The sequence below is a fragment of the Agrobacterium rosae genome (assembly GCF_002915175.1).
In the GTDB taxonomy this organism is placed as follows: Bacteria; Pseudomonadota; Alphaproteobacteria; order Rhizobiales; family Rhizobiaceae; genus Agrobacterium; species Agrobacterium rosae.
The window spans coordinates 176,781-196,978 of the sequence record NZ_NXEJ01000008.1 but is presented as its reverse complement, the minus strand read 5'-3'; the positions used below and the strand labels follow the sequence as shown (position 1 = coordinate 196,978).

The 20,198-nt window shown below is 57.7% G+C and carries 19 protein-coding genes and 2 pseudogenes; 16 read left to right on the top strand and 5 right to left on the bottom strand.

Annotated features, from left to right (window positions below; all coding sequences use genetic code 11):
- Nucleotides 1-26 precede the first annotated feature (26 nt).
- Together CPJ18_RS16795 and CPJ18_RS16790 are read left to right on the top strand one after the other, a co-directional pair.
- Complete coding sequence (locus tag CPJ18_RS16795) at nucleotides 27-845, top strand: shikimate dehydrogenase family protein (protein WP_103585824.1); 819 nt, start codon at nucleotides 27-29, stop codon at nucleotides 843-845.
- Nucleotides 838-2,103, top strand: coding sequence for an FAD-dependent oxidoreductase (locus CPJ18_RS16790; RefSeq protein WP_077105060.1), 1,266 nt, complete (start codon nucleotides 838-840; stop codon nucleotides 2,101-2,103). The genes CPJ18_RS16795 and CPJ18_RS16790 overlap by 8 nt, the downstream gene beginning before the upstream one ends.
- Before the next feature lie 62 nt (nucleotides 2,104-2,165).
- Here CPJ18_RS16790 and CPJ18_RS16785 read toward each other — a convergent pair whose 3' ends face one another.
- Entirely contained in the window at nucleotides 2,166-2,909 is a 744-nt protein-coding gene (locus CPJ18_RS16785; RefSeq protein WP_077105059.1) for an amidohydrolase family protein, read from the bottom strand.
- On the opposite strand from CPJ18_RS16785, the pseudogene CPJ18_RS16780 reads away from it, so the two are divergent.
- Both CPJ18_RS16780 and CPJ18_RS27220 read left to right on the top strand, forming a co-directional pair.
- Nucleotides 2,887-3,300, top strand: a pseudogene (locus CPJ18_RS16780) (aminopeptidase P family protein); the annotation flags it as partial. The gene CPJ18_RS16785 and the pseudogene CPJ18_RS16780 overlap by 23 nt on opposite strands.
- Before the next feature lies 1 nt (nucleotide 3,301).
- A pseudogene (locus tag CPJ18_RS27220) lies at nucleotides 3,302-3,684 on the top strand (hypothetical protein).
- Between the two features lie 141 nt (nucleotides 3,685-3,825).
- Here the strand turns inward: CPJ18_RS27220 and rsgA are convergent.
- From rsgA to CPJ18_RS16765, 3 genes are all read right to left on the bottom strand, one after another.
- Complete coding sequence (gene rsgA, locus CPJ18_RS16770; protein WP_077118123.1) at nucleotides 3,826-4,848, bottom strand: ribosome small subunit-dependent GTPase A; 1,023 nt, start codon at nucleotides 4,846-4,848, stop codon at nucleotides 3,826-3,828.
- 54 nt (nucleotides 4,849-4,902) lie between these two features.
- Nucleotides 4,903-5,079 carry a hypothetical protein gene (locus tag CPJ18_RS26845; RefSeq protein ID WP_167397928.1) on the bottom strand — a complete coding sequence of 59 codons (177 nt, stop codon included), beginning with the start codon at nucleotides 5,077-5,079 and terminating at the stop codon, nucleotides 4,903-4,905.
- A gap of 239 nt (nucleotides 5,080-5,318) precedes the next feature.
- Nucleotides 5,319-6,266, bottom strand: coding sequence for a sugar-binding transcriptional regulator (locus CPJ18_RS16765; protein WP_077118121.1), 948 nt, complete (start codon nucleotides 6,264-6,266; stop codon nucleotides 5,319-5,321).
- A gap of 204 nt (nucleotides 6,267-6,470) precedes the next feature.
- On the opposite strand from CPJ18_RS16765, the gene CPJ18_RS16760 reads away from it, so the two are divergent.
- The 12 genes from CPJ18_RS16760 to CPJ18_RS16705 all read left to right on the top strand — a co-directional run bounded on the left by CPJ18_RS16760 (nucleotide 6,471) and on the right by CPJ18_RS16705 (nucleotide 19,307).
- Complete coding sequence (locus CPJ18_RS16760; protein ID WP_103659448.1) at nucleotides 6,471-8,105, top strand: ABC transporter substrate-binding protein; 1,635 nt, start codon at nucleotides 6,471-6,473, stop codon at nucleotides 8,103-8,105.
- 74 nt (nucleotides 8,106-8,179) lie between these two features.
- Nucleotides 8,180-9,175: an ABC transporter ATP-binding protein gene (locus CPJ18_RS16755; protein WP_103659447.1), complete on the top strand. Its 996-nt coding sequence runs from the start codon at nucleotides 8,180-8,182 to the stop codon at nucleotides 9,173-9,175.
- A 56-nt stretch (nucleotides 9,176-9,231) separates the two neighbouring features.
- A complete protein-coding gene (locus CPJ18_RS16750) occupies nucleotides 9,232-10,158 on the top strand; it encodes an ABC transporter ATP-binding protein (RefSeq protein ID WP_077118579.1) in 927 nt (308 codons plus the stop codon).
- A gap of 10 nt (nucleotides 10,159-10,168) precedes the next feature.
- Nucleotides 10,169-11,095, top strand: coding sequence for an ABC transporter permease (locus CPJ18_RS16745; protein ID WP_103659446.1), 927 nt, complete (start codon nucleotides 10,169-10,171; stop codon nucleotides 11,093-11,095).
- Between the two features lie 11 nt (nucleotides 11,096-11,106).
- On the top strand, nucleotides 11,107-11,988 hold the full coding sequence (locus tag CPJ18_RS16740) for an ABC transporter permease (protein WP_077118113.1): 882 nt from the start codon (nucleotides 11,107-11,109) through the stop codon (nucleotides 11,986-11,988).
- A gap of 15 nt (nucleotides 11,989-12,003) precedes the next feature.
- Complete coding sequence (locus CPJ18_RS16735) at nucleotides 12,004-12,762, top strand: glycerophosphodiester phosphodiesterase family protein (RefSeq protein ID WP_103659445.1); 759 nt, start codon at nucleotides 12,004-12,006, stop codon at nucleotides 12,760-12,762.
- A gap of 14 nt (nucleotides 12,763-12,776) precedes the next feature.
- Nucleotides 12,777-13,679, top strand: a complete 903-nt coding sequence (locus CPJ18_RS16730) for a TIM barrel protein (RefSeq protein ID WP_103659444.1) — start codon at nucleotides 12,777-12,779, stop codon at nucleotides 13,677-13,679.
- Between the two features lie 428 nt (nucleotides 13,680-14,107).
- Nucleotides 14,108-15,637, top strand: coding sequence for an ABC transporter substrate-binding protein (locus CPJ18_RS16725; RefSeq protein WP_103659443.1), 1,530 nt, complete (start codon nucleotides 14,108-14,110; stop codon nucleotides 15,635-15,637).
- Nucleotides 15,638-15,721: 84 nt separating this feature from the next.
- On the top strand, nucleotides 15,722-16,663 hold the full coding sequence (locus CPJ18_RS16720) for an ABC transporter permease (protein WP_167397927.1): 942 nt from the start codon (nucleotides 15,722-15,724) through the stop codon (nucleotides 16,661-16,663).
- A gap of 13 nt (nucleotides 16,664-16,676) precedes the next feature.
- Complete coding sequence (locus tag CPJ18_RS16715; RefSeq protein WP_103659442.1) at nucleotides 16,677-17,555, top strand: ABC transporter permease; 879 nt, start codon at nucleotides 16,677-16,679, stop codon at nucleotides 17,553-17,555.
- 1 nt (nucleotide 17,556) lies between these two features.
- Nucleotides 17,557-18,762, top strand: a complete 1,206-nt coding sequence (locus CPJ18_RS16710) for an amidohydrolase/deacetylase family metallohydrolase (protein ID WP_077118103.1) — start codon at nucleotides 17,557-17,559, stop codon at nucleotides 18,760-18,762.
- A 47-nt stretch (nucleotides 18,763-18,809) separates the two neighbouring features.
- Nucleotides 18,810-19,307, top strand: a complete 498-nt coding sequence (locus CPJ18_RS16705) for a RidA family protein (RefSeq protein ID WP_103659441.1) — start codon at nucleotides 18,810-18,812, stop codon at nucleotides 19,305-19,307.
- Between the two features lie 9 nt (nucleotides 19,308-19,316).
- Here the strand turns inward: CPJ18_RS16705 and CPJ18_RS16700 are convergent, their stop codons facing one another.
- Entirely contained in the window at nucleotides 19,317-20,135 is an 819-nt protein-coding gene (locus CPJ18_RS16700) for an IclR family transcriptional regulator (protein WP_244554385.1), read from the bottom strand.
- Nucleotides 20,136-20,198: the final 63 nt, after the last annotated feature.

Sequence of the window (20,198 nt, the reverse complement as noted above, 5' to 3'; positions counted from 1 at the left end):
TCGTTGCGAAACAGGGAGCGAGCGTCGTGATTGGTAGCGAAACACGTCTGGTGGCGATCATCGGATCACCTATATCCCAGGTGAAATCACCCGATAATTTCAACCGCTACTTTGCCGATGAGGGAGCGGATAGGGCCATGATCGCCATTGATCTCCTTCCCGATCGTGTGGCCGATTTCGTATCAACTGTGCGTGGCTGGCAGAATCTTGACGGCTTCGTCGTTACCATTCCGCACAAGGGGGCAGTCGCAGGCTTGGTCGATGAACTCAGCGCCACGGCGCAGTTCCTCGGCGTCGCAAATGTGGTGAGACGACATGCCGATGGTCGCCTTTCCGGGGACATGACCGACGGGGAGGGTTTTCTCAAGGCTTCCGAAACACATGGTTTTGAACCGGCAGGCAAAACCATATTGATGGTCGGGGCAGGGGCTGCGGGCAGCGCGATTGGTTATGCGCTTGCAACGGCCGGCGTTTCGCATCTTGCTATTTCCGATCGCCACGAAGATCGTGCCGCCAATCTGGCCGCTCGCTTCGCCACTGCGTTCCCAGCCGTCACGGTTTCTGGCGGAGCGATGCCCCAGCACGGCTTCGATCTCGTCGTCAACGCTTCATCTTCCGGCATGCATCCGGACGATCCTCTGCCGGTGCCGGACTCCATTCTATCAATGATGCCCTCGCACGGGCTGGTGGCAGATGTCGTGACCAGTCCAGACATTACGCCGTTACTGATGCTGGCAAGGCGGCGTGGCCTGAAAATCCAGACGGGTAAAGAAATGGCCAAAGCACAGCTTTTTGCGCTCGCTAAAGCGATGGGTCTGATCGAAGAGGGATCATCGGATGTTTAACGCGCGGGGTGGTCGATATGACGTCGTGGTCGTCGGAGGTGGGGCGGCTGGAATGAGTGCGGCGGTGGCTTCCGTCCGGATGGGTGCGAAAGTCGCGCTGATAGAGCGCTACGGTTTCCTTGGGGGCGCTGCGGCCAATTCGCTGGTGCTTGCCTATTGCGGGTTCTTCCTGAAGGGTCCTGAGCCTATTTTTGCAGTGGGCGGGATCGGTGCGGATCTGCTGGCCACGCTTGATGGGATCAGTCAGGACATCACCCCGATCAGATCGAGCAGTGGGAACTGGATCGTCATGCTAGACCCGGAGGCGGTCAAATTCGCCTTCGACCGGATGACAGATGTCTCTGGTTTGGATGTCCTGCTGCACAGTCGTGTCACCGCTGTCGCTACCGAACCGAACGGTATTTCCGCCATCACGTTGACCGATCATGCTGGCAGCTACGAGATCACAGCCGACGCATTTGTCGATGCCAGTGGTGATGCCGTATTGGCGTCGCTGGCGGGACTTGAGATGACGACCGACAGCATGGCAGGCGATCATGTCCAGCCTGCATCGATGCCGGTTCGCATTGGCGGGGTTGCGGCTGACGTGCCGTTTGACCGGGCGCGAATGGCACAGCTGATTGCGCAGCACAATGCCAGCTCCGATGCCCCGATCCACCGTCTGGACGGCGGTGTGATGCTGCGGCTGCCAACATCGAACGATTATTGGTGGATGACGATCGATCTTGAGACCGACGGTCTCAGCGGTGCCAGTTTAGGGGCGGCCGAGCGCCAAGCGCGGCTGGAAGCGTGGAGGAACCTGCAATTGCTGCGACAGATGTCGGGGTTTGAAAGTGCATTCATAGCAGCTACGGGACCGCAGATTGGTATTCGTGAAACACGTCGGCCACGCTCGCGTGAAGATTTGACGGGTACGGCGCTAAAAAACGGGGAGCGTCGCGACGATGGCATCGGTCGTGCCGCTTGGCCGATGGAGGTTCACGAAGCGCCTGGACGGGCGCGCTTCATTCATCTTGGCGGCGAGGGTTTTGCCGATATACCGATGGGGTCCGTTGAGGCTGCTGGCGCGGACAATCTTTTTCTCGCCGGCCGAGTTGCGGGCGCAGATGCCTCCGCCTACGGCTCCCTGCGGGTGATGGGTACAGCCTTCGTGACCGGTCATGCGGCTGGCACGGCAGCGGCCTTGCGGGCTCAATCGGCCTCCGCTTGGGCGTCCGATGTTAGGAAGCAGCTCGCTCTCCAAAATGCTTTGATCTGAGAGCCTCGAGAAGAAAGCGATATTGAGAACTTTTTAGTGTGACTGTAATCTCACAAAGTGTACTAACGCCGGTAAATTCGTTCGGCGTTAGCGTGCCTGAGTTTTTCCCGGTCGGCTGGTGCCAGAAATAGGATTGCGGCTTCGAATGTATCGACGAGCCTTTCAGCTCTTGAAAAAAGCAGATCGACCGGCAGGCTCGAGCCGAACACGACGCGGTCGGGGCCGAATGTGCGGATTGTGTCTTGAAGGATGGGGATTGTGTCTGCTTTTAACCAGTTCGGATGGCCAAGACCATAGCCCGAAAGTTTGACGAAGACATTGTCTGCTGATGCGAGGCGTTCCATGGCCGTGGACCAGTGGCGAAGCGCGGATGCCGAGCGATTGATCGGCATGCCGAAATGATTGAGAACGATCTGCGTCTGCGGAAAATCCTGCGCCAGTTCGAGCGCCATTTCCATCTGCGGCCAGTAAATTTGCAGATCGAATGACAAATGATGTCCCGCGAGGGAGGAAAAACCGCGTCTCCATTCCGGCTGCTCCATCATATCAGGTGCGGAGGCAACGCGCAGATGCGGGTTATCATGCCAGTTCAGTATCTGACGGATTCCCCTGAACGCAGGAAAGGCGATGTGATCGGTCAGAACTCGGTCGATGTCAGGGGCAGAAAGGTTTGCATAGCCGACAAAGACAGTGGCGAGGTTTTCGGTTTCGATGAGAGAGGAAAGCCAACGTGTCTCTCCCTCCGGATCGTCGGACCTCCAGCCATTTTGAACATGCACGGTCGAGCCTATGATCGAGCGCGGCATGTTGACTTCACCCGAAGCCCGCACCATGCCTTAGAATTGGGCTCCTATGGATGATGGCAGCGAGCGGCTGATCCCGCGCCAATATGTCAAGAATATCGACTGGGAGGCGCAGGGCCGCACTTTGATGCATGTTTACCCGGCGACGCATGGGCCGCATAACCCCATCGGCCACTCGGTCGGCATGGCCGGCGGCCAAAACAGTTTCAACATCTTCTCCCACAACTATGATCGGATGGAAGAGGGCATGGTGTTCGTACTGCACACGCAATGGCTTGAGCCGTTGTCGGCGGGCTGTAATGTCGGCGACATGTATGTCGTCACGAGGGACGGGTTCGAAAACCTTTCCCGCCACACCCAGCTTGAAACCCACTGCATCGCTGCCGAGGCCTGATATGACCGAACACACCCATTTTGATTTCGCCAAGCTCAGTGAGCGGGAACGCTACAAAATCCTTATAGGCACCGTCATCCCACGCCCTATTGCGCTGGTCACAACGGTCAGCAAGGACGGAACACCCAACGCTGGCCCGTTCAGCTTTACGACCCTCCAGGTCGGTCCGGCCCGCGAATCATTCTCGGAGAAGTCGTTGGCGTCTTCGTTCGCAGTGATGCTGTCAACGCGGCCAACCTTCATATCGACCAACAGCTCATGGATGCCGTCGGCCGCATGGGTGGACACACTTATACCCGCACCCGCGATCAGTTCGATATCAAGACGCTGACGCCGCAGGAATGGGAAAGCCGGACGGCGGCTGAGAAGGTGGCGGCCGAGTGACGAGCGGGAGGTAATTCTCTCGGTTGGTAGCGTGCAGCTGGAAAGAGCGCACGCAGCGATTTCCTGATCGAAGGTGAAGTCGCGATCACCTAAGCGGACACGCAACCGCTCCTGCTTTCAGGTTCCACTGGGTGCGGAGCCTTAATATTTCTTTTTTCGAACGACCTTGTTGCCACGCGGTCCGCTCATAACGGGCGTCCTGTCACGGTTTTCGGACACAAGGCTTCGCCAGCGTTCAAGGCGGTTGGGTGCCAAAGTGCCGCTTTTCACAGCCGCCTGAACGACGCAGCCGGGTTCGTGCACATGGGTACAATCACGAAATCGGCAGAGGGCTGCCAGCTCCTTTATGTCGGAAAAAAGCGTATCGATCCCGTCTGTGACATCGCTGACGAGGAGGGTTCTTATGCCTGGCGTATCGATAACCCAGCCGCCACCCGGAATAGCATGCAATGATCGCGCGGTCGTGGTGTGACGCCCTTGCGCGTCATGTTCGCGAATGGTCCCGGTTTTCTGCTGTGAATCGGTTTCAAGCCCCGTCAGGGTGTTTACCAGCGTTGACTTCCCGACACCGGAAGAGCCGACCAGAGCGATCGTTTGGCCTATGCCGCACCAGGATTTCAAGAGAGTGCTTGCATCGGCAGAACGCCCATTCAAGGCAACGACGGGCAGGTCACGCTGCAAGGCCTCTGCTTGCGCCTGAAATAGACCGACGTCGTCGGCAGTGTCAGCTTTCGTCAAAACAATCACCGGCTTGCTGCCTGCCTGATTTGCCATGATCAGGTAACGTTCTAAACGGTCGATATTAAAATCGGCATTGCACGATGTGACGATAAAAAGTGTGTCGATGTTGGCAGCAACAAGCTGCTGGGCACGACCCAGTTCCGGACGTCGCTGAAACACGGTCTTCCTGTCGAGCCGGCTGACGAGCATGTCGGACAGGGGATCGACAAGCACCCAATCTCCCACCGCGAAGTCAGCCACGTTGGCATGCGCTGGAAGCTCCAGCTTCACAGGCCCCGCGACGCTGATCGCCTCAATGCGCGCCCGGTGAACCGAGGCAATGCGTGTCGGTATGAGGTCTGCTTCGGTCGGCTTGATCTGATCGGCGAAAAAGTCAGACCAACCAAGCAATTCCAAGGCTGAGGGAAGATGTGAGTGTGTCAAATTTTACTTCGCATTCGTTGACAGAGTTCGCCCATTTTTTAACAGGCTTCCTGCCTAGTTGCGCTGATGATCTCGTTTAGGCAAAGATTTTGCATAAGCTGCAGCTTCGCCGGAGTAGGGGAACTGGTCTCCGATTAGACGGTCGCCATCGTAAACTTCGAAAGCAGGCCCGTCGATTTCGACGATCTTATAGCCATTCACATACTCAAACTTTGGTGTTTTCCAACCCATGAATATTCTCCAGTTTCGGTCCAATGTTTCCAAATTCTGAAGATGATGTCCGATCGTCACTCTCAGTAATCAATGCTTCTATCAGGTGTTCATAGAAAAGACGAATTGGCAGTGGCTTTGATCTCTTTCGAGAAGCAACTTTCTCCGGGCCGAGGTTTCTGATCTCGGCAAGGCGGTAACTTGAGAGATGACGGATTGATACGTTCCAATGAGACCCGCAGTTCCGTTCAGTGCAGCTGTCATTCGCTGACGTGACCATCAAGCAAATACACGGCATTATCTGCATCGGTAATCAATGTTGTTGCAAGGCCTGCAACGATGCAACCTTTCAAGATTTCATGCTTGTGATGCCCCCCGGACGCAATGATGCGCGTGGGAATTTTTCGATATTCCTCGATGGATGGCGAGATGACCTGCCGGTTGAGGGGATGATCGATCTCCACGCCGCTTTTGTCCAGATAACGGCCCAAAAGGTCGCCCACCGCGCCAGCGGCTCTAATGTCTCCGATATCTGTGTCGGGCGGCAGGCCGTAGCGAACCTGGAGTGATTCTGATGTCACGTCGCCGACACTGAGAATTGATATATCCACCGAGGTCGCCTCCTGCAGCAGGCTGTCAAAAACAGGTTGAGCCACGATCGTGTCGCGCGACTGAGGGCTATCGGCGTAGATCGGGGCTGCCAGATAGTGGCATTCTGCGCTCATCACTTTTGCAAAGCGCTGCACGATTTCGAATGTGTTGATTTCAGAGCCGCGGGTGAGACCACCCATCATAGACCGAACCTTCACACCGGGCACATTTGCCGGAGCCATATGGTGGACGGTTTCCCGTAGCGTCGCGCCCCAGCCTACGCCCAGTGAGTTTGGTTCGCTTGCTTGTATCAATCGCTCAAGATACATCGCAGCAGCGCGACCAATGACGGTCGCCGTCTGGCCCTTGTCGGACGGTGTTGGAACGATGACGACATCCGTCAGGGCGAAGCGCTGACGCAACTCGGCTTCCAGTTCCACGTTTTCCGTCAGCGGAGAATTAAAACTGATCCTCACCACCCCCTGATCCAGAGCGGCAGCCAGAAGCTCGTTCACCCTGCGGCGGGTCAACAACATGCGCTCGGCTATCTGCGCCTGCGTCAGCCCCTCCACGTGGTAGAGCCACGAAGCGCGCACCATGCTCTGCTGATGAGGCATATGTTCCCTCTCTCAAATGTCACAACAGCGTAACATTTGTAACCTAGAGGTAGTCGAAGTCGAGAGGCCGGTAAAGAGGTTTAGATTTGCCCGTCGCTCAACACGAAATCGACAGTGGAATTGAACGGAACCTGACGTGGTGCCTGCGGCACCGCGCTTGTCTCTGCGCGTCCGTATCGTCCTTTGTTCATACAGGAGTGATCCATGCTTTCTATCAATCGCCGCCACGCGCTGGGGCTCATGTCCGCTGCTGCTGGCAGCATCATCCTGCCGCGCATGTCGTTCAGCCAGGGCGCTCGCCCTTCGGTGACCATCGCCGTTCAGAAGATCACCAACAACAACACGCTGGATATCTGGAACGAGCAGTCGAATGTCGGCGAGCGCGTTTTCTTCCCGAACCTGTGGGAAGGTCTGATCAACCGCAACTGGATGGGCGATCAGGGTCCGGTGCCGGGTCTGGCGACCGAGTGGAAGCGCATTGATGACAAGACACTGGAGCTGAAACTGCGTCAGGGCGTGAAGTTCCACAATGGCGATGAGCTGACAGCAGAAGATGTGGCCTTTTCCTTCTCCAAGGAACGTCTGTTCGGCAATACCGAGCCGAAGGGTGGCAAGACGGTTTTCGAGGATGACAACAAGCCTGTGACCGCCAAGGAACTGCCCGCCATCGTTCCTGGTGTCGGCCGTCGTCTGTGGCCTGCGCTCGCCGGTGTCGAAGTTGTTGATAAATATACCGTTCGTTTCCACAACGCGACGCCTGATGTGACGCTTGAAGGCCGCCTCTATTCCTTCGGCAGCCAAATCACCAGCCGCCGCTCCTGGGACGAAGCCAAGACCTATATCGACTGGGCGCGCAAGCCGGTCACGACAGGTCCCTACATGGTGGCCGATTACAGACCAGATGTATCGCTGACGCTTGCGGCCTTCGATGAATATTGGGGTGGTCGTCCACCGCTTCAGCAGATCCGTTTCGTTGAAGTCCCGGAAGTCGCCTCGCGCGTCAACGGGCTGCTCTCAGGCGAATATGATTTCGCCTGCGATCTTCCGCCGGACCAGATTTCCGCCATTCAGGGCGCGCCAGGTCTCGAAGTGCAGAACTCCACCATCTGGAACCACCGCATCTCCACCTTCAACACCCAGAACCCAATCCTCAAAAGCCCGCTGGTGCGTCGCGCCATGACGCATTCGATTGATCGTCAGGCGATCGTTGACGCGCTCTGGGCGGGTCAGACCGTCGTTCCCGCCGGTTTGCAATTTGAATCTTTCAAGGCCACCAACATGTTTGTGGATGGCTGGACGACACCGGAGTTCAACCCGGAACTGGCTCAGAAACTGTTGAAGGAAGCCGGATACAAGGGCGATCCGATCCCTTACCGCTTGCTCAACAACTACTACACCAACCAGACTGCGACGGCGCAGATCATGGTCGAGATGTGGAAGCAGGTTGGCCTGAACGTCGAGATCCAGATGAAAGAGAACTGGGCGCAGATCCACGACCCCGAAGGCGTCAAGGGTGTTCGCGACTGGTCTGCCGGTAACTCGATCAACGATCCGATCACACCTATGGTCGTACAGTTCGGCCCCAACGGGGAAGCCCAGCAGAAAAAGGACTGGACCAACGAAGAGATGAACACGCTCTCCGTGGTCATGGAAACTTCCACTGATCGTGCTTTGCGCAAGAAGGCCATCACTCGCATGCTGGAAATCTGCGAGCGCGAAGACCCCGCCTATCAGGTTCTGCACCAGAACGCCGTCTTCACCGGCATGAAGTCCTCGCTGAAATGGAAGGCAGCACCTGCCTTTGCCATGGATTTCCGTACCGCCAACTGGAATTCCTGATCCTTTTACACTTCAGCGCCGGCCGTCTCTGTACGGCCGGCGTCTTTTATTTATGAAAATGGAGAGGAGCTCCCATGGCTTCCAATCTCGTGGAACTGCGCAGTCTCAAAGTCGCTTTCGATGGCATCCAGGTCCTGCATGGTATCGATCTTGATGTGGCCCCCGGCGAGGCAATCGGTCTCGTTGGAGAATCCGGTTGCGGCAAGTCTGTGACATGGCTGGCGGCGCTGGGGTTGCTTCCGGGCAAGGCGACCGTCATTGGTTCAGTCAAAATCGACGGCAAGGAAATTCTGGGCGCACCGCGTTCTGTGCTGGAAGGTGTGCGCGGCAAACGCATCGCCATGATCTTTCAGGACCCCTCAAGCTCGCTTAACCCGGTTCTCAAGGTTGGCAGGCAGATCACCGAGACGCTTGCCATTCACCGTGGCCTGATGGGCGATGCTGCGAAAAAAGAGACGCTGCGCCTTCTCGATATGGTCGGCATTCCCGATGCCCGCAATCGCTTCGATCTTTTCCCGCACGAGTTTTCCGGCGGGCAATGTCAGCGTCTGATGATCGCGATGGCCTTGGCCGGAGAGCCCGACCTACTGGTGGCCGATGAGCCGACCACGGCACTCGATGCGACCATCCAGGCGCAAATCCTCGATCTGCTGATCGCGCTTAGGGCTGAGACCGGCATGGCGACCATCTTCATCAGCCATGATCTGGGTGCGGTCAGCCAGGTCTGCGAACGCGCATGTGTCATGTATGCCGGTCGCATCGTGGAGCAGGGCCCGATTGCGACACTGTTTGAAAATCCCAGACATCCCTATACGCGCGGCCTGTTCGATGCCATTCCGCGGCTGGACGGCCCGCGTGCGCGACTGATACCCATTCCCGGCACTGTGCCGCATCCGCGTGATCTGCCGCATGGCTGTTCTTTCTCACCACGTTGTTCCAACGTGGCGCTGGATTGCCGTATCCGCCAGCCGGACCTGACCACGCTGGACGATCACCGTTTGCTCTCCTGCCACCACCCGGTTGGTACGCGGTCTCCCTCGGAAACCCGTGTTCTGGAGGCCGTGTCGTGACGTTGCCTCTTCTTCAGGCCAAAGACCTCGTCAGAACCTATGAGGTTCGCCAAGGCATGTTCGGCAAGGAAGCGTCTGTGCGCGCCGTTGACGGCATCGACCTGACCGTCATGCCGGGTGAAACGCTTGGCATCGTAGGCGAATCCGGCTCCGGCAAATCGACGCTAGGCCGCATGCTTCTCGGTATCGATCCGCCGCAATTGGGCGAGACGTTTTTCGAGGGCCAGCCGATGCCGAAGCCTGGCACGGCGGAATGGCGGGCGCTGCGCGCCAAGATGCAACTTGTCTATCAGGATCCGTTGGCGGCGCTCGACCGTCGGCTCACCATTGCCGAACAGATCGGCGAACCGCTCGCCATCCACGATCTCGTGCCCAAGGAGCATCGCCCAACCCGGGTGGCCGAACTGATGTCTGCGGTGGGCTTGAGGCCGGATCAGGCGGGCTGCTACCCGCATGAGCTATCCGGTGGGCAACGCCAGCGTGCCGTTATTGCCCGGGCTCTGGCCTCGCGGCCAAAGCTTCTGGTCTGCGACGAGCCGGTGTCGGCGCTCGACGTGTCTATCCAGGCGCAGGTGGTCAACATGCTGCGCGACCTGCAAGAGAAAAACCACATCGCCATGGTTTTCATCAGCCATGACTTGAAAGTTGTCAGGAACATCGCGGATCGTGTCGCCGTCATGTATCTGGGCCGCATCGTTGAAGAGGCGTCGTCCGACGTCATCTTCGCAACCCCGTTGCATCCCTACACCAAGGCGCTTGTCTCCAGTGTTCCGGTGCCGGGCAAGCTCCTTCAGGGCCGCACGATCTTGCAGGGAGAGCCGCCAAACCCCGCCAATCGTCCATCCGGCTGCGCCTTCCATCCGCGCTGTCCTGTTGCCGTCGATCTCTGCCGCACAAGCGTTCCGGCACTGCGGCCGGTATCGAGCGGCCGCACCGCTGCCTGCCATCTGGTGGCCGGCGCCGATCAGCCGGTTGCGGCGTAAGGAACATCCTATGCTGCGTTACGTCTCCGTTCGCTTTCTTCGCGCCTTCGTCACCATCATCGCGGTGATGACCTTTGCCTTCGTCGTTCTTCGCATGTCAGGAGATCCCGCCCAGATCATGCTCGGCCCCGATGTGCCGCAAGAGGCGGTCGATGCCTTCCGCAAGGCCTGGGGCCTCGATCAACCGCTTTGGGTGCAGTATTTCGCCTATATGAAGTCGATCCTGACAGGCGATTTCGGCGTCTCCATGCGCGACAAGGCATCTGCCATGCAGCTCGTCATCGAGCGCATTCCCGCAACACTGCAACTGACGATCCCCGCACTGTTCCTGAAGGTTCTGATCGGTATACCCGCAGGCGTCTATGCCGCTCTTCACCGCCAGAGCGCGGTTGATCGTGGCGTTATCCTGGCGGCCATCTTCGGCTTTACCATTCCCTCCTTCGTCATGGGCCTGTTGCTGGTGTTGATCTTCTCGATCACGCTCGGATTGTTGCCATCGGGCGGCCACGACACCTGGCAGCATGGTGTGCTCCCCACACTGACCATGAGCATTGGCGGCATCGGTATTCTCGCCCGCTTTTCCCGCAGCGCCATGATCGAGGTCATCGGCCAGCCCTATATCCGCGCCGCATCCGCCAAGGGCATGCGGTGGCAGGATGTCGTCTGGCGTCACGCGCTGCCAAACGCCGCGGTGCCGATCGTCACTATCGTCGGCTTCATGGTCGGTACGCTGATTGCCGGTGCAGTCGTTGTGGAATCCATCTTCTCCTGGCCAGGCATCGGTCGCCTTCTGGTGGTGTCGGTCACCAACCGGGACCTCGCCGTCGTGCAATGCATCCTGCTGTTGATTGCTGCCACCATGGTCGTGTCGAACCTGATCGTGGACCTGCTCTACGGTTGGTTGGACCCGCGCCTGCGCAGCCAGACAGCCCAATGAGGATTTGAGTGATGACCATCGCAGACACGAACCATCAGCCCGCGCCGGATACCTCCATCTTCACCCGTTTCATCCGACAGCTGCGCAAAATTCCATTCTCCGTCACCTTTGGCATTTGCTGGCTTGGGGCCATGATTCTGGTCGCCTTCTTCGCAGACATGATCCGTCCCTATGGCATAACCGCAATGGATTTGCGGGCTCGCCTGTCGCTGCCAGGTAACGCTGCGCATTTTCTCGGCACCGATGAGCTTGGCCGTGACGTGCTGTCGCGCCTCATCCAGTCGATACGGGTGTCTTTCACCATCGCCTTCGGGGCAACGATCATCTCAGCCGTTTTCGGCACGACGCTCGGTTTCTTGGCCGCCAAGTTCCGTGGCGTGGTCGAACAATTCGTTCTGATGCTGGCAGACTTCCAGGCCGCGCTTCCCTTCCTCGTCATGTCGCTGGCGGTGCTCGCCTTTTTCGGTTCGTCCATGCCGTTGTTGATCGGCCTGATGGGGTTTTACGGCTGGGAGCGCTACGCCCGTATCGCGCGGGGCCTAGCCATTTCGGCCAGTGCACAAGGTTATGCCTCGGCTGTCGTGCAACTGGGTGCCACACCGGCCCGCGTCTACCTGCGTCACATTCTGCCCAATGTCGCCGCAACGCTCATCGTCTCCATGACGCTCACCTTCCCAGAAATCATCCTGATGGAAAGCGGGCTTTCCTTCCTCGGCCTTGGCGTGCAGCCACCGGAAACCAGCCTCGGCAACATGGTCGGTTTCGGTCGCGAATATCTCACCCGCGCGCCCTGGATCATGTTGGCCCCGGCCTTCGTCATCATGATGACGACGCTCTCCATCTCGCTGGTTGGCGACTGGCTGCGCGACAAACTCGACCCCACTCTGCGGTAATTAAGGATACCTCCCATGACGAAAATCGTCGGCCATCGCGGCGCCCGAAATATCTGGCCTGAAAACTCGCTCACCGGTTTCCGCAACGTGCTAGCGCTGAATGTCGATGCCGTCGAGTTTGACGTGCACCTGACCGACGCTGGCGAACTGGTGGTCATCCACGATGCCACGCTTGATCGCACTACGGATAAGACCGGACCTGTGCGCGTGTTGAAACCGCAAGACCGCGCAACGGCGCATCTCGAAGGCTCCTTGGACATTGTGCCGACGCTCGCAGAGGTTCTCGCCGTTTTGGCGAAAGCGGATGGCAAACAGCTTCATGTCGAGATCAAATCCGATGAGGCAAAACAACCCTATTCCGGAATCACGGAAAAGGTGGTCGCAGAGATCGAGCGTTTCGATCTCGCTGAACGATGCCACCTCACATCGTTTGACATTTCGGTTCTGGAGGAATGCCACCGGGTTGCGCCACATATCGCGCGCTTGGTGTCGGTCAATGCCGAATGGGCGCAACAGCAGGGCGGCCTTGCGGCTTTTCTCAAAAGCGTCGAAGGCCTCGTCGATATCGTCGCCATCCATCACGAACTGATGGCGGCAGAATGGACACTCATCACGCAGACGCTACCGCTCCACCGGCTCGGCGTCTGGACGCTCAACGACGAGGCGTTGATCCGGCCGTGGCTGGAACGTGGAATAGGCCATCTCACATCCGACAGCCCCGACCTTGCGCTGCGTCTCATCCGCAATATTCAATCCCAAACGCAACCGGCCTGAAAGGGAACACGACCATGGGCAACATCATCGGCACCGGCTTTAACGCTGGCTCCACAGACGGCGAACTGGCAAGTCTCGAACAGGATTTGCGCGTCCTCGCTGACATCGGCGTCGACACCGTTGAGCTCGGTCTCACCAGTCTCGACCTCATCGCCGGTGGGCGCATCATCGAGGAGCGTGCCGAAAGGCTCGTCGCCATCACAAAGCAGTTCGGTTTCCGCTATACCGTTCACGGCCTCGTCTCGTCCAATTTCATGGACCCAGCAACGTGCCGCTACCAGATCGATGCCGCAAAAGCACTCGCCGTCGTCTGCGACCGTATCGGTGCTCGCATTCTGGTGCAGCACGGCGGATGCCTGCGCGCCGACCAATTGGCGGAACGCGCCGATGCCGATAGCCGCGAGCGCGAAGCCCTGTTTGAACTCGCGGAGTTCTGCAAACCCTATGGCGTGCGCATCGCGTTCGAAAACATCTTCACCACGGAGCTGGGGCAATACCGCCAGACCCCAACGCAGATCGCAGAAACCGTCAAGACCGTTGGTCATCCCAATCTCGTGGCGCTGATCGATTTCAGCCATGCCTATATCGAATCCACCTATCGCGGCTTGAATTTCCGTGAGGAACTGCGCGCCATGGCACCGGTTGCCGGACATCTGCATGTGCACGATAGCTTCGGCCGCCCACAGGCTTTCTATAAGCCTTATCATCTTCAAGAGAACACAGCGCTCGGCATCGGTGACCTGCACATGCCGCTCGGCTGGGGCGATATGGATTGGGAAGACATTTTTTCGGAGCTGACGTTCCTGCCCGAAACGGTCATGATGATGGAAATAGGTCGCCGTTATCACGCCGAACAACCTGCAAGCTTGAACCGCGCCAAAAACCTGATCGCCGAATATAATCGGAACAGGTCCTGAGTCTTTGCCGCTTCTAAGCGCTTATCTGTTGTTCGCGGCCCCGCCTGCCGGTCACGATGCGTTAAGCCCATAGGCGGCGCATCCATATAGCGATCCCACGCAAAATTTAGAATGACGGCCAATCATAGTCATGACGTCGTCATTCTTAGCGATACATGCGCGACGTTGGGCTGCCAGAACATCAGCTCGCCTATGATTAGAGCGATTGCACGGCGAGCTAGAATCGGTCGCAGATATGTTCGCCTTCCTCGCTTCCGAGAGCAAACCAACACCCATCAAAAATTGATGACGTATCGACTGCAGAGCTTGATCGCGCGCGCTGTTCCGGCACGAGCGACAACCCGATTGACACCTCGGTACTTTTAGTTATTCTGTTATAACAATCTAAATAACATAATAATGGAACAAGTGAAAACCGGGAGCTCTGCATGAAACTCAAGTTAGCATTTCTGATTGCCACGGCTATTGTCGCAACACCTTCGCTTCTGTTCGCTCAGGAAAAGGGCGGCGTGATCAATGTAGCGACGATAGGCGAGCCGCCTACACTGGACCCGATGGCTTCGACTGCGGATTTGGTCGGGATCGTGACGCAGCATATGTTCGAGACGCTCTACACGTTCGATAAGGACTGGAAGACGACGCCTCTGCTGGCTGAAAGCCTTCCGGAGATCAGCGCTGATGGTAAGACTTATACCATCAAGCTGCGCTCCGGCATCAAGTTTCATGACGGCTCGGACATGGCGTCTGATGATGTTGTGGCCTCACTGAACCGCTGGATCAAGGTCGCCTCGCGCGGCAAGCAGGCGGCTTCCTTTATCGACAAGATCGAAGCAACAGATTCATCCACGGTGACGATCTCACTGAAGCAGCCCTATGCTCCACTCGTTTCGCTGTTGGCCTTCAACAATTCTGCTGCGATTATTCTGCCAGCGGAAAAGCAGGATGAGCCGATGAAGGAGTTCGTCGGCACGGGTCCTTACATGCTGAAAGAACGCAAGGCCGACCAGTATATTCAGCTCGTGCGCTTCGATGGTTACACCCCACGGTCCGGCGAAAGCAACGGATATGGTGGCGCGCGCCACCAGTATCTGGATGAGATTCGCTTCGTGCCGGTGCCGGACGCCAATACGCGTGTAGAAGCGGCTGTCTCCGGACAGTATGACTATATCGACAGTCTCCCGGTCGAATCCTTCGACAAGATCAAGTCGTCCTCCGTCACAGAGCCAGTTGTCCTCAAGCCCTTCGGCTACCCTGTTTTCGTGTTCAACACGGCAGAAGGCATCGCCAAGGATGTCGCCATTCGTAAGGCCATTCGCCAAGCGCTCAGCATGGAAGACATGATGGCTGCGGCCTTCGGCAGTACGGATTTCTATGCGCTGGATGGCGATATCTATCCGAAGAATTTTGTTTGGAATACCAGTGCAGGTGTCGAGGGCAATTATAATCTTGCTGACCCCGAAGGCGCTGCCGCAGCCGCCAAGGCAGCGGGTTATGACGGCGAAAAGCCGATCCGTATTCTGACCAGCCGTCAGTATGAATTCCATTACAAGATGGCGCAGGTCGCAGCCGAATATCTGAAACTTGCCGGTTTCAAGGTGGACATGCAGGTCGTCGACTGGGCAACGCTCACACAGCGTCGCGCCGACAAGGGTCTTTGGGATATCTACATCACCCACAGTCCGTTCCTGCCGGAACCGGCATTGATCGGTTCGCTCGCGCCAACGTCGCCGGGCTGGTGGGATACGCCGCTGCGCAAGCAGACGGTAGAAGCCTTCTCGGCCGAATCCGACCCGGAAAAGCGCGTCGCGCTCTGGGCTGATGTTCAAAAGGCGATGTATGCGGAAATTCCTTACATGAAGATCGGTGACTTCAACGGTCTGACTGCCAAGGCCAAGAAGGTCGAAGGTGTCGATCCTGCGCCATGGCCGTATTTCTGGAATGCTTCGATCAAGAAGTAACGCTTTTTCGACCGGCCGGATGCCGCCTTGTCGCGGCTCCGGTTTCGAAATTGGTTCTGTCTTGGAGCATGAAGAGAGACATCTATGATCCGTTATATTCTCCAGCGCCTGTTCGGCATGATCGTCGTGATGTTTCTCGTCGTGACAATCGTATTCGTCATTGTGCGCGTAACGCCGGGTGACCCCGCAGCCGTCATGCTGGGACCGGATGCTTCCGCGCAGGACATTGCCGATCTGCGCATGCGGCTGGGGCTGGATCAGTCCCTTATTGTGCAATATCTGATCTATATCGGCCAGATGCTGAAGGGGGATCTCGGTCAGTCGATCTTCCTCAATATGCCGGTGACCTCGGCGCTGATGGCGCGTGCTGAGCCTACATTCTTTCTAACGCTCTTCTCACTTCTGATCGCCAGCGTCATTGCGCTGCCCATCGGTATCTATGCAGCATACCGCCGTGGCTCATTTATCGATCAGGCGGCAACGACCATAGCCATGCTGGCGGCCAGTATACCTAGCTTCTGGCTCGGCCTCATTCTCATGCAGTTTTTTGCGGTAAGGCTGAACCTGTTTCCGGTATCCGGTTATGGCGGGCCAGGTTCCAGCTTCATGGAGCGCATGTATCATCTGACGCTTCCCGCTTTTGCGCTCGGTATTGTCTCTTCAGCGCTTATCCTGCGCTTCACGCGCGCCTCCATGCTCGATGTCCTCGGCGACGACTATATTCGCACCGCCCGGGCCAAAGGCCTGATAGAGCGCCGCGTCATTCTCAAACATGCGTTGAAGAATGCGCTCATTCCGATCCTGACCGTTATAGGTCTGACCGCTGCCGTGCTGATTTCCGGTGCCGTCGTCACCGAAACCGTGTTTGGTCTGCCGGGCGTCGGCAGTCTTGTGGTGTCGGCGGTATTGCGCAGAGATTACCCCGTCATTCAGGGAGCCCTGCTGGTGATTGCCGCGCTCTATGTCCTCATCAATTTCGCAATCGATATGCTGTATTTGGCAATCGATCCGCGTGTGCGTTATTAAGGGGGCGCGACGGATGGTCGATATTTCAGCAACCACGCCAAAACCCGCCGCCAGCGAAGGCTCCAAGTTCCTGCGGCGGTTCCTGAAGCGCAAGACTGTGGCCTTTGGCCTCATCATATTGGTCGTCTTCGTTGTGCTGGCGGCGCTTGCGCCCTGGATCGCGCCTTACTCGCCATCGAAGCTTTCCATCGTCAACCGGCTGAAACCTCCAAGTGAAATCTTCTGGTTTGGCACAGACGAGTTCGGTCGCGATGTTTTCTCTCGCACGATCTATTCCGCGCGGTTGTCGTTGCTGATCGGTGCCTCTGTCGTCGTGCTGTCGGCGGTTATCGGTGTGACGCTCGGACTTCTGGCCGGTTTCTTCCAGAAGCTCGATACGCCAATTGCCCGTCTGATTGATGCGATGATGGCGTTTCCGGATATTCTTCTCGCCATCGCGCTTGTGGCAGCGCTAGGCCCATCGCTCACCACCGTCATCATCGCGCTGTCGATCGTCTATTCACCGCGTCTGGCCCGCATCGTGCGCGCTTCGACTTTGGTGATACGTGAACTGCCTTATGTGGAGGCCGCGCAGGCGCTTGGTATCTCCACCTTCCACATCATGACGCGGCATGTGCTGCGCAATCTGCTATCGCCGATCCTCGTGCAGGCCACATTCCTGTTTGCCAGCGCCATGCTGGCCGAGGCTGGTCTTTCCTTTCTCGGGCTCGGTGTAAGCCCGGAAATTCCAACCTGGGGAACCATGATCGCCAGCGGCCGCCAATATATCGGGCAGGCCGACTGGATGACCTATTTCCCCGGCTTTGCCATCATTCTTTCCGTGCTGTCGCTGCAAATGGTCGGCGATGGTTTGCGGGACATGCTCGATCCAAGACTGCGAAGGGATTTGTAATATGACCGGGGAAACCGCGAAACCGCTCCTCCTCACCAACGTCAAGCCGATGGCTTTTGGCGATAGTGCACAGACTGGCACAACCGATATTCTGGTCGGCGGTGACGGCAAGATTGCCGCCATCGGTCAGTCCATCGCTGCTCCCGCAGATGCCACGCGTATCGACGGCAAAGGCGCATGGATTTCCCCCGGCTGGGTGGATTTGCACGTCCACATCTGGCACGGCGGCACCGACATATCGATCCGTCCTTCGGAATGCGGTGCGGAACGCGGCGTGACGACGTTGGTCGATGCCGGATCTGCCGGTGAAGCCAATTTCCATGGCTTCCGCGAGTATATCATCGAGCCATCCAAGGAACGCATCAAAGCCTTCCTCAATCTTGGTTCCATCGGGCTTGTTGCCTGCAACCGTGTGGCGGAACTGCGTGACATCAGAGACATCGATCTCGATCGCATCATCGAATGTTATGCTGAAAACAGCGAACACATCGTTGGGCTGAAGGTGCGTGCGAGCCACGTTATCACCGGCTCATGGGGCGTGACGCCGGTCAAACTCGGCAAGAAGATCGCCAAAATCCTGAAGATACCGATGATGGTCCACGTCGGTGAACCGCCTGCGCTATATGACGAAGTGCTGGAAATCCTCGGCCCCGGCGATGTCGTCACGCACTGCTTCAACGGCAAGGCGGGGTCATCCATTTTGGAAGACGAAGACCTGTTCAACCTCGCTGAACGCTGCGCATCGGAAGGCGTGCGGCTGGATATCGGCCATGGCGGCGCGTCCTTTTCGTTCAAAGTTGCGGAAGCGGCGATTGCGCGCGGCTTGCTGCCACATTCCATCTCCACCGATCTCCACGGCCATTCCATGAACTTCCCGGTTTGGGATCTGGCGACGACCATGTCGAAGCTTTTGTCGGTCGGCATGCCTTTCGACAAGGTTGTCAACGCCGTCACACATGCACCTGCCGAAGTCATCAAGCTCGATATGGCAGACCGCCTGTCGGTGGGCGCGCGCGCCGATTTCACCATTTTCGATGTCGTCGACTCCGATCTCGAAGCGACGGATTCCAATGGCGACGTCTCGCAACTGAAGCAGCTGTTCGAGCCACGTTATGCTGTCATTGGCGCGGAGGCCACTGTTGCCAGTCGTTATATTCCGCGCGCGCGCAAACTGGTTCGCCACAGCCACGGTTATTCCTATCGCTGAGTGCTGCCAGACATGAACAACGAATTTCGCATGACACAGGAGTTTGCGTGACCCAGTCCCCGATCAAGTCAGAAGCAAAGGCGGAGACGCCCTACGACCGGCTTGCCGCGCTCGGTATGAAACTGCCGCCACCAGCGCCGCCCATTGCCAACTTCGTAACGCATGTCATCGAAGGCAACATGCTGTATCTCTCTGGCCAAGGCCCGCGTGAGGCAGATGGTTTCATGCACACCGGTAAAGTCGGAACGAATGTTTCGGCTGAAAAGGCCTATGCCGACGCGCGGTTGACGGGTGTCAACCTGCTGGCTGTCATGCACGACGCGCTGGGCGATTTATCCCGCGTGCGCCGTGTCGTGAAACTGCTCGGCATGGTCAATGCCGCGCCTGATTTTCTGGACCATCCGCAGGTCATCAACGGCTGTTCCGACCTTTTCAACGCCGTGTTCGGGGAGGCGGGGCAGCATGCCCGGTCCGCGGTCGGCTTTGGTTCCCTTCCGGGCAACATCACGGTCGAGATCGAAGCCATCGTGGCATTGCACGCTTAGAGGAGACGGTCAGTGGTTGCGCCAGCCCATCAGCTTTTCGATCCGCGCTGCCGACGCCTTGACGCGGTCGGCATAGCCGGACTTGTCGGCAAGGACTTTCTGTTCGGGAAGCACAATGGAAATCGTCGCCACGCAATCACCTCTGCTATCGACAATAGGCGAGGCGATGCAGGCCACGGAGTAATCGGACTCACCCGCTTGGATCGACAGCCGCTCTTCAAAAGCCTTGCGCGCCGCATCCGACAGCGTGGCCGCATCAATGGTCGCACGACCGGTCGGCGATATACGCGCGCCACGCTTGAACAATTCGATACGCTCGGCCTCCGGCATATGGCCGACAAGAAGACGACCGGACGCCGTCCAGTTGAGGGGGACGCGAGTGCCAACACGGGATGCGACCTGAAAATGGCTGGGGCCATCGGCCATGGCCAGAACGAGCATATGTTCCGCATCACGACCGCAGACCTGAACGGTCTCGCCAGCCTCGCGGCAAAGATCGTGCATTTCGTGAGTTGCAACACTCATGAAATCGAGCGAACGCGCGTAGGCCAGACCGTAATGATAAAGCCGCGCGCCAAGCCAGATCAGGCCATCGGCGTTGCGGGCCAGCATGTTCTTTTCCACGAGATCATCGATGATGACATAGACCGTGGAAAGCGGAGCTTTGACGGCCTTGGCAATAGCATAGGCACCGGCGGGCGCACCGGTCTCATAGAGATAATCGATCACCTGCAACGCACGGTCTATGCCGCTGACACGGGAGCGACGTGCCTTGCCGTCACCGTCGACCGCCGACGTCACCTCGGAAAGGTCCGATGATGTCTTCAAATCCAAAATCACGCTCCTGCGCCGCAAAGAACCTATTGCATTACTATGGCATAGGCGCGTGCA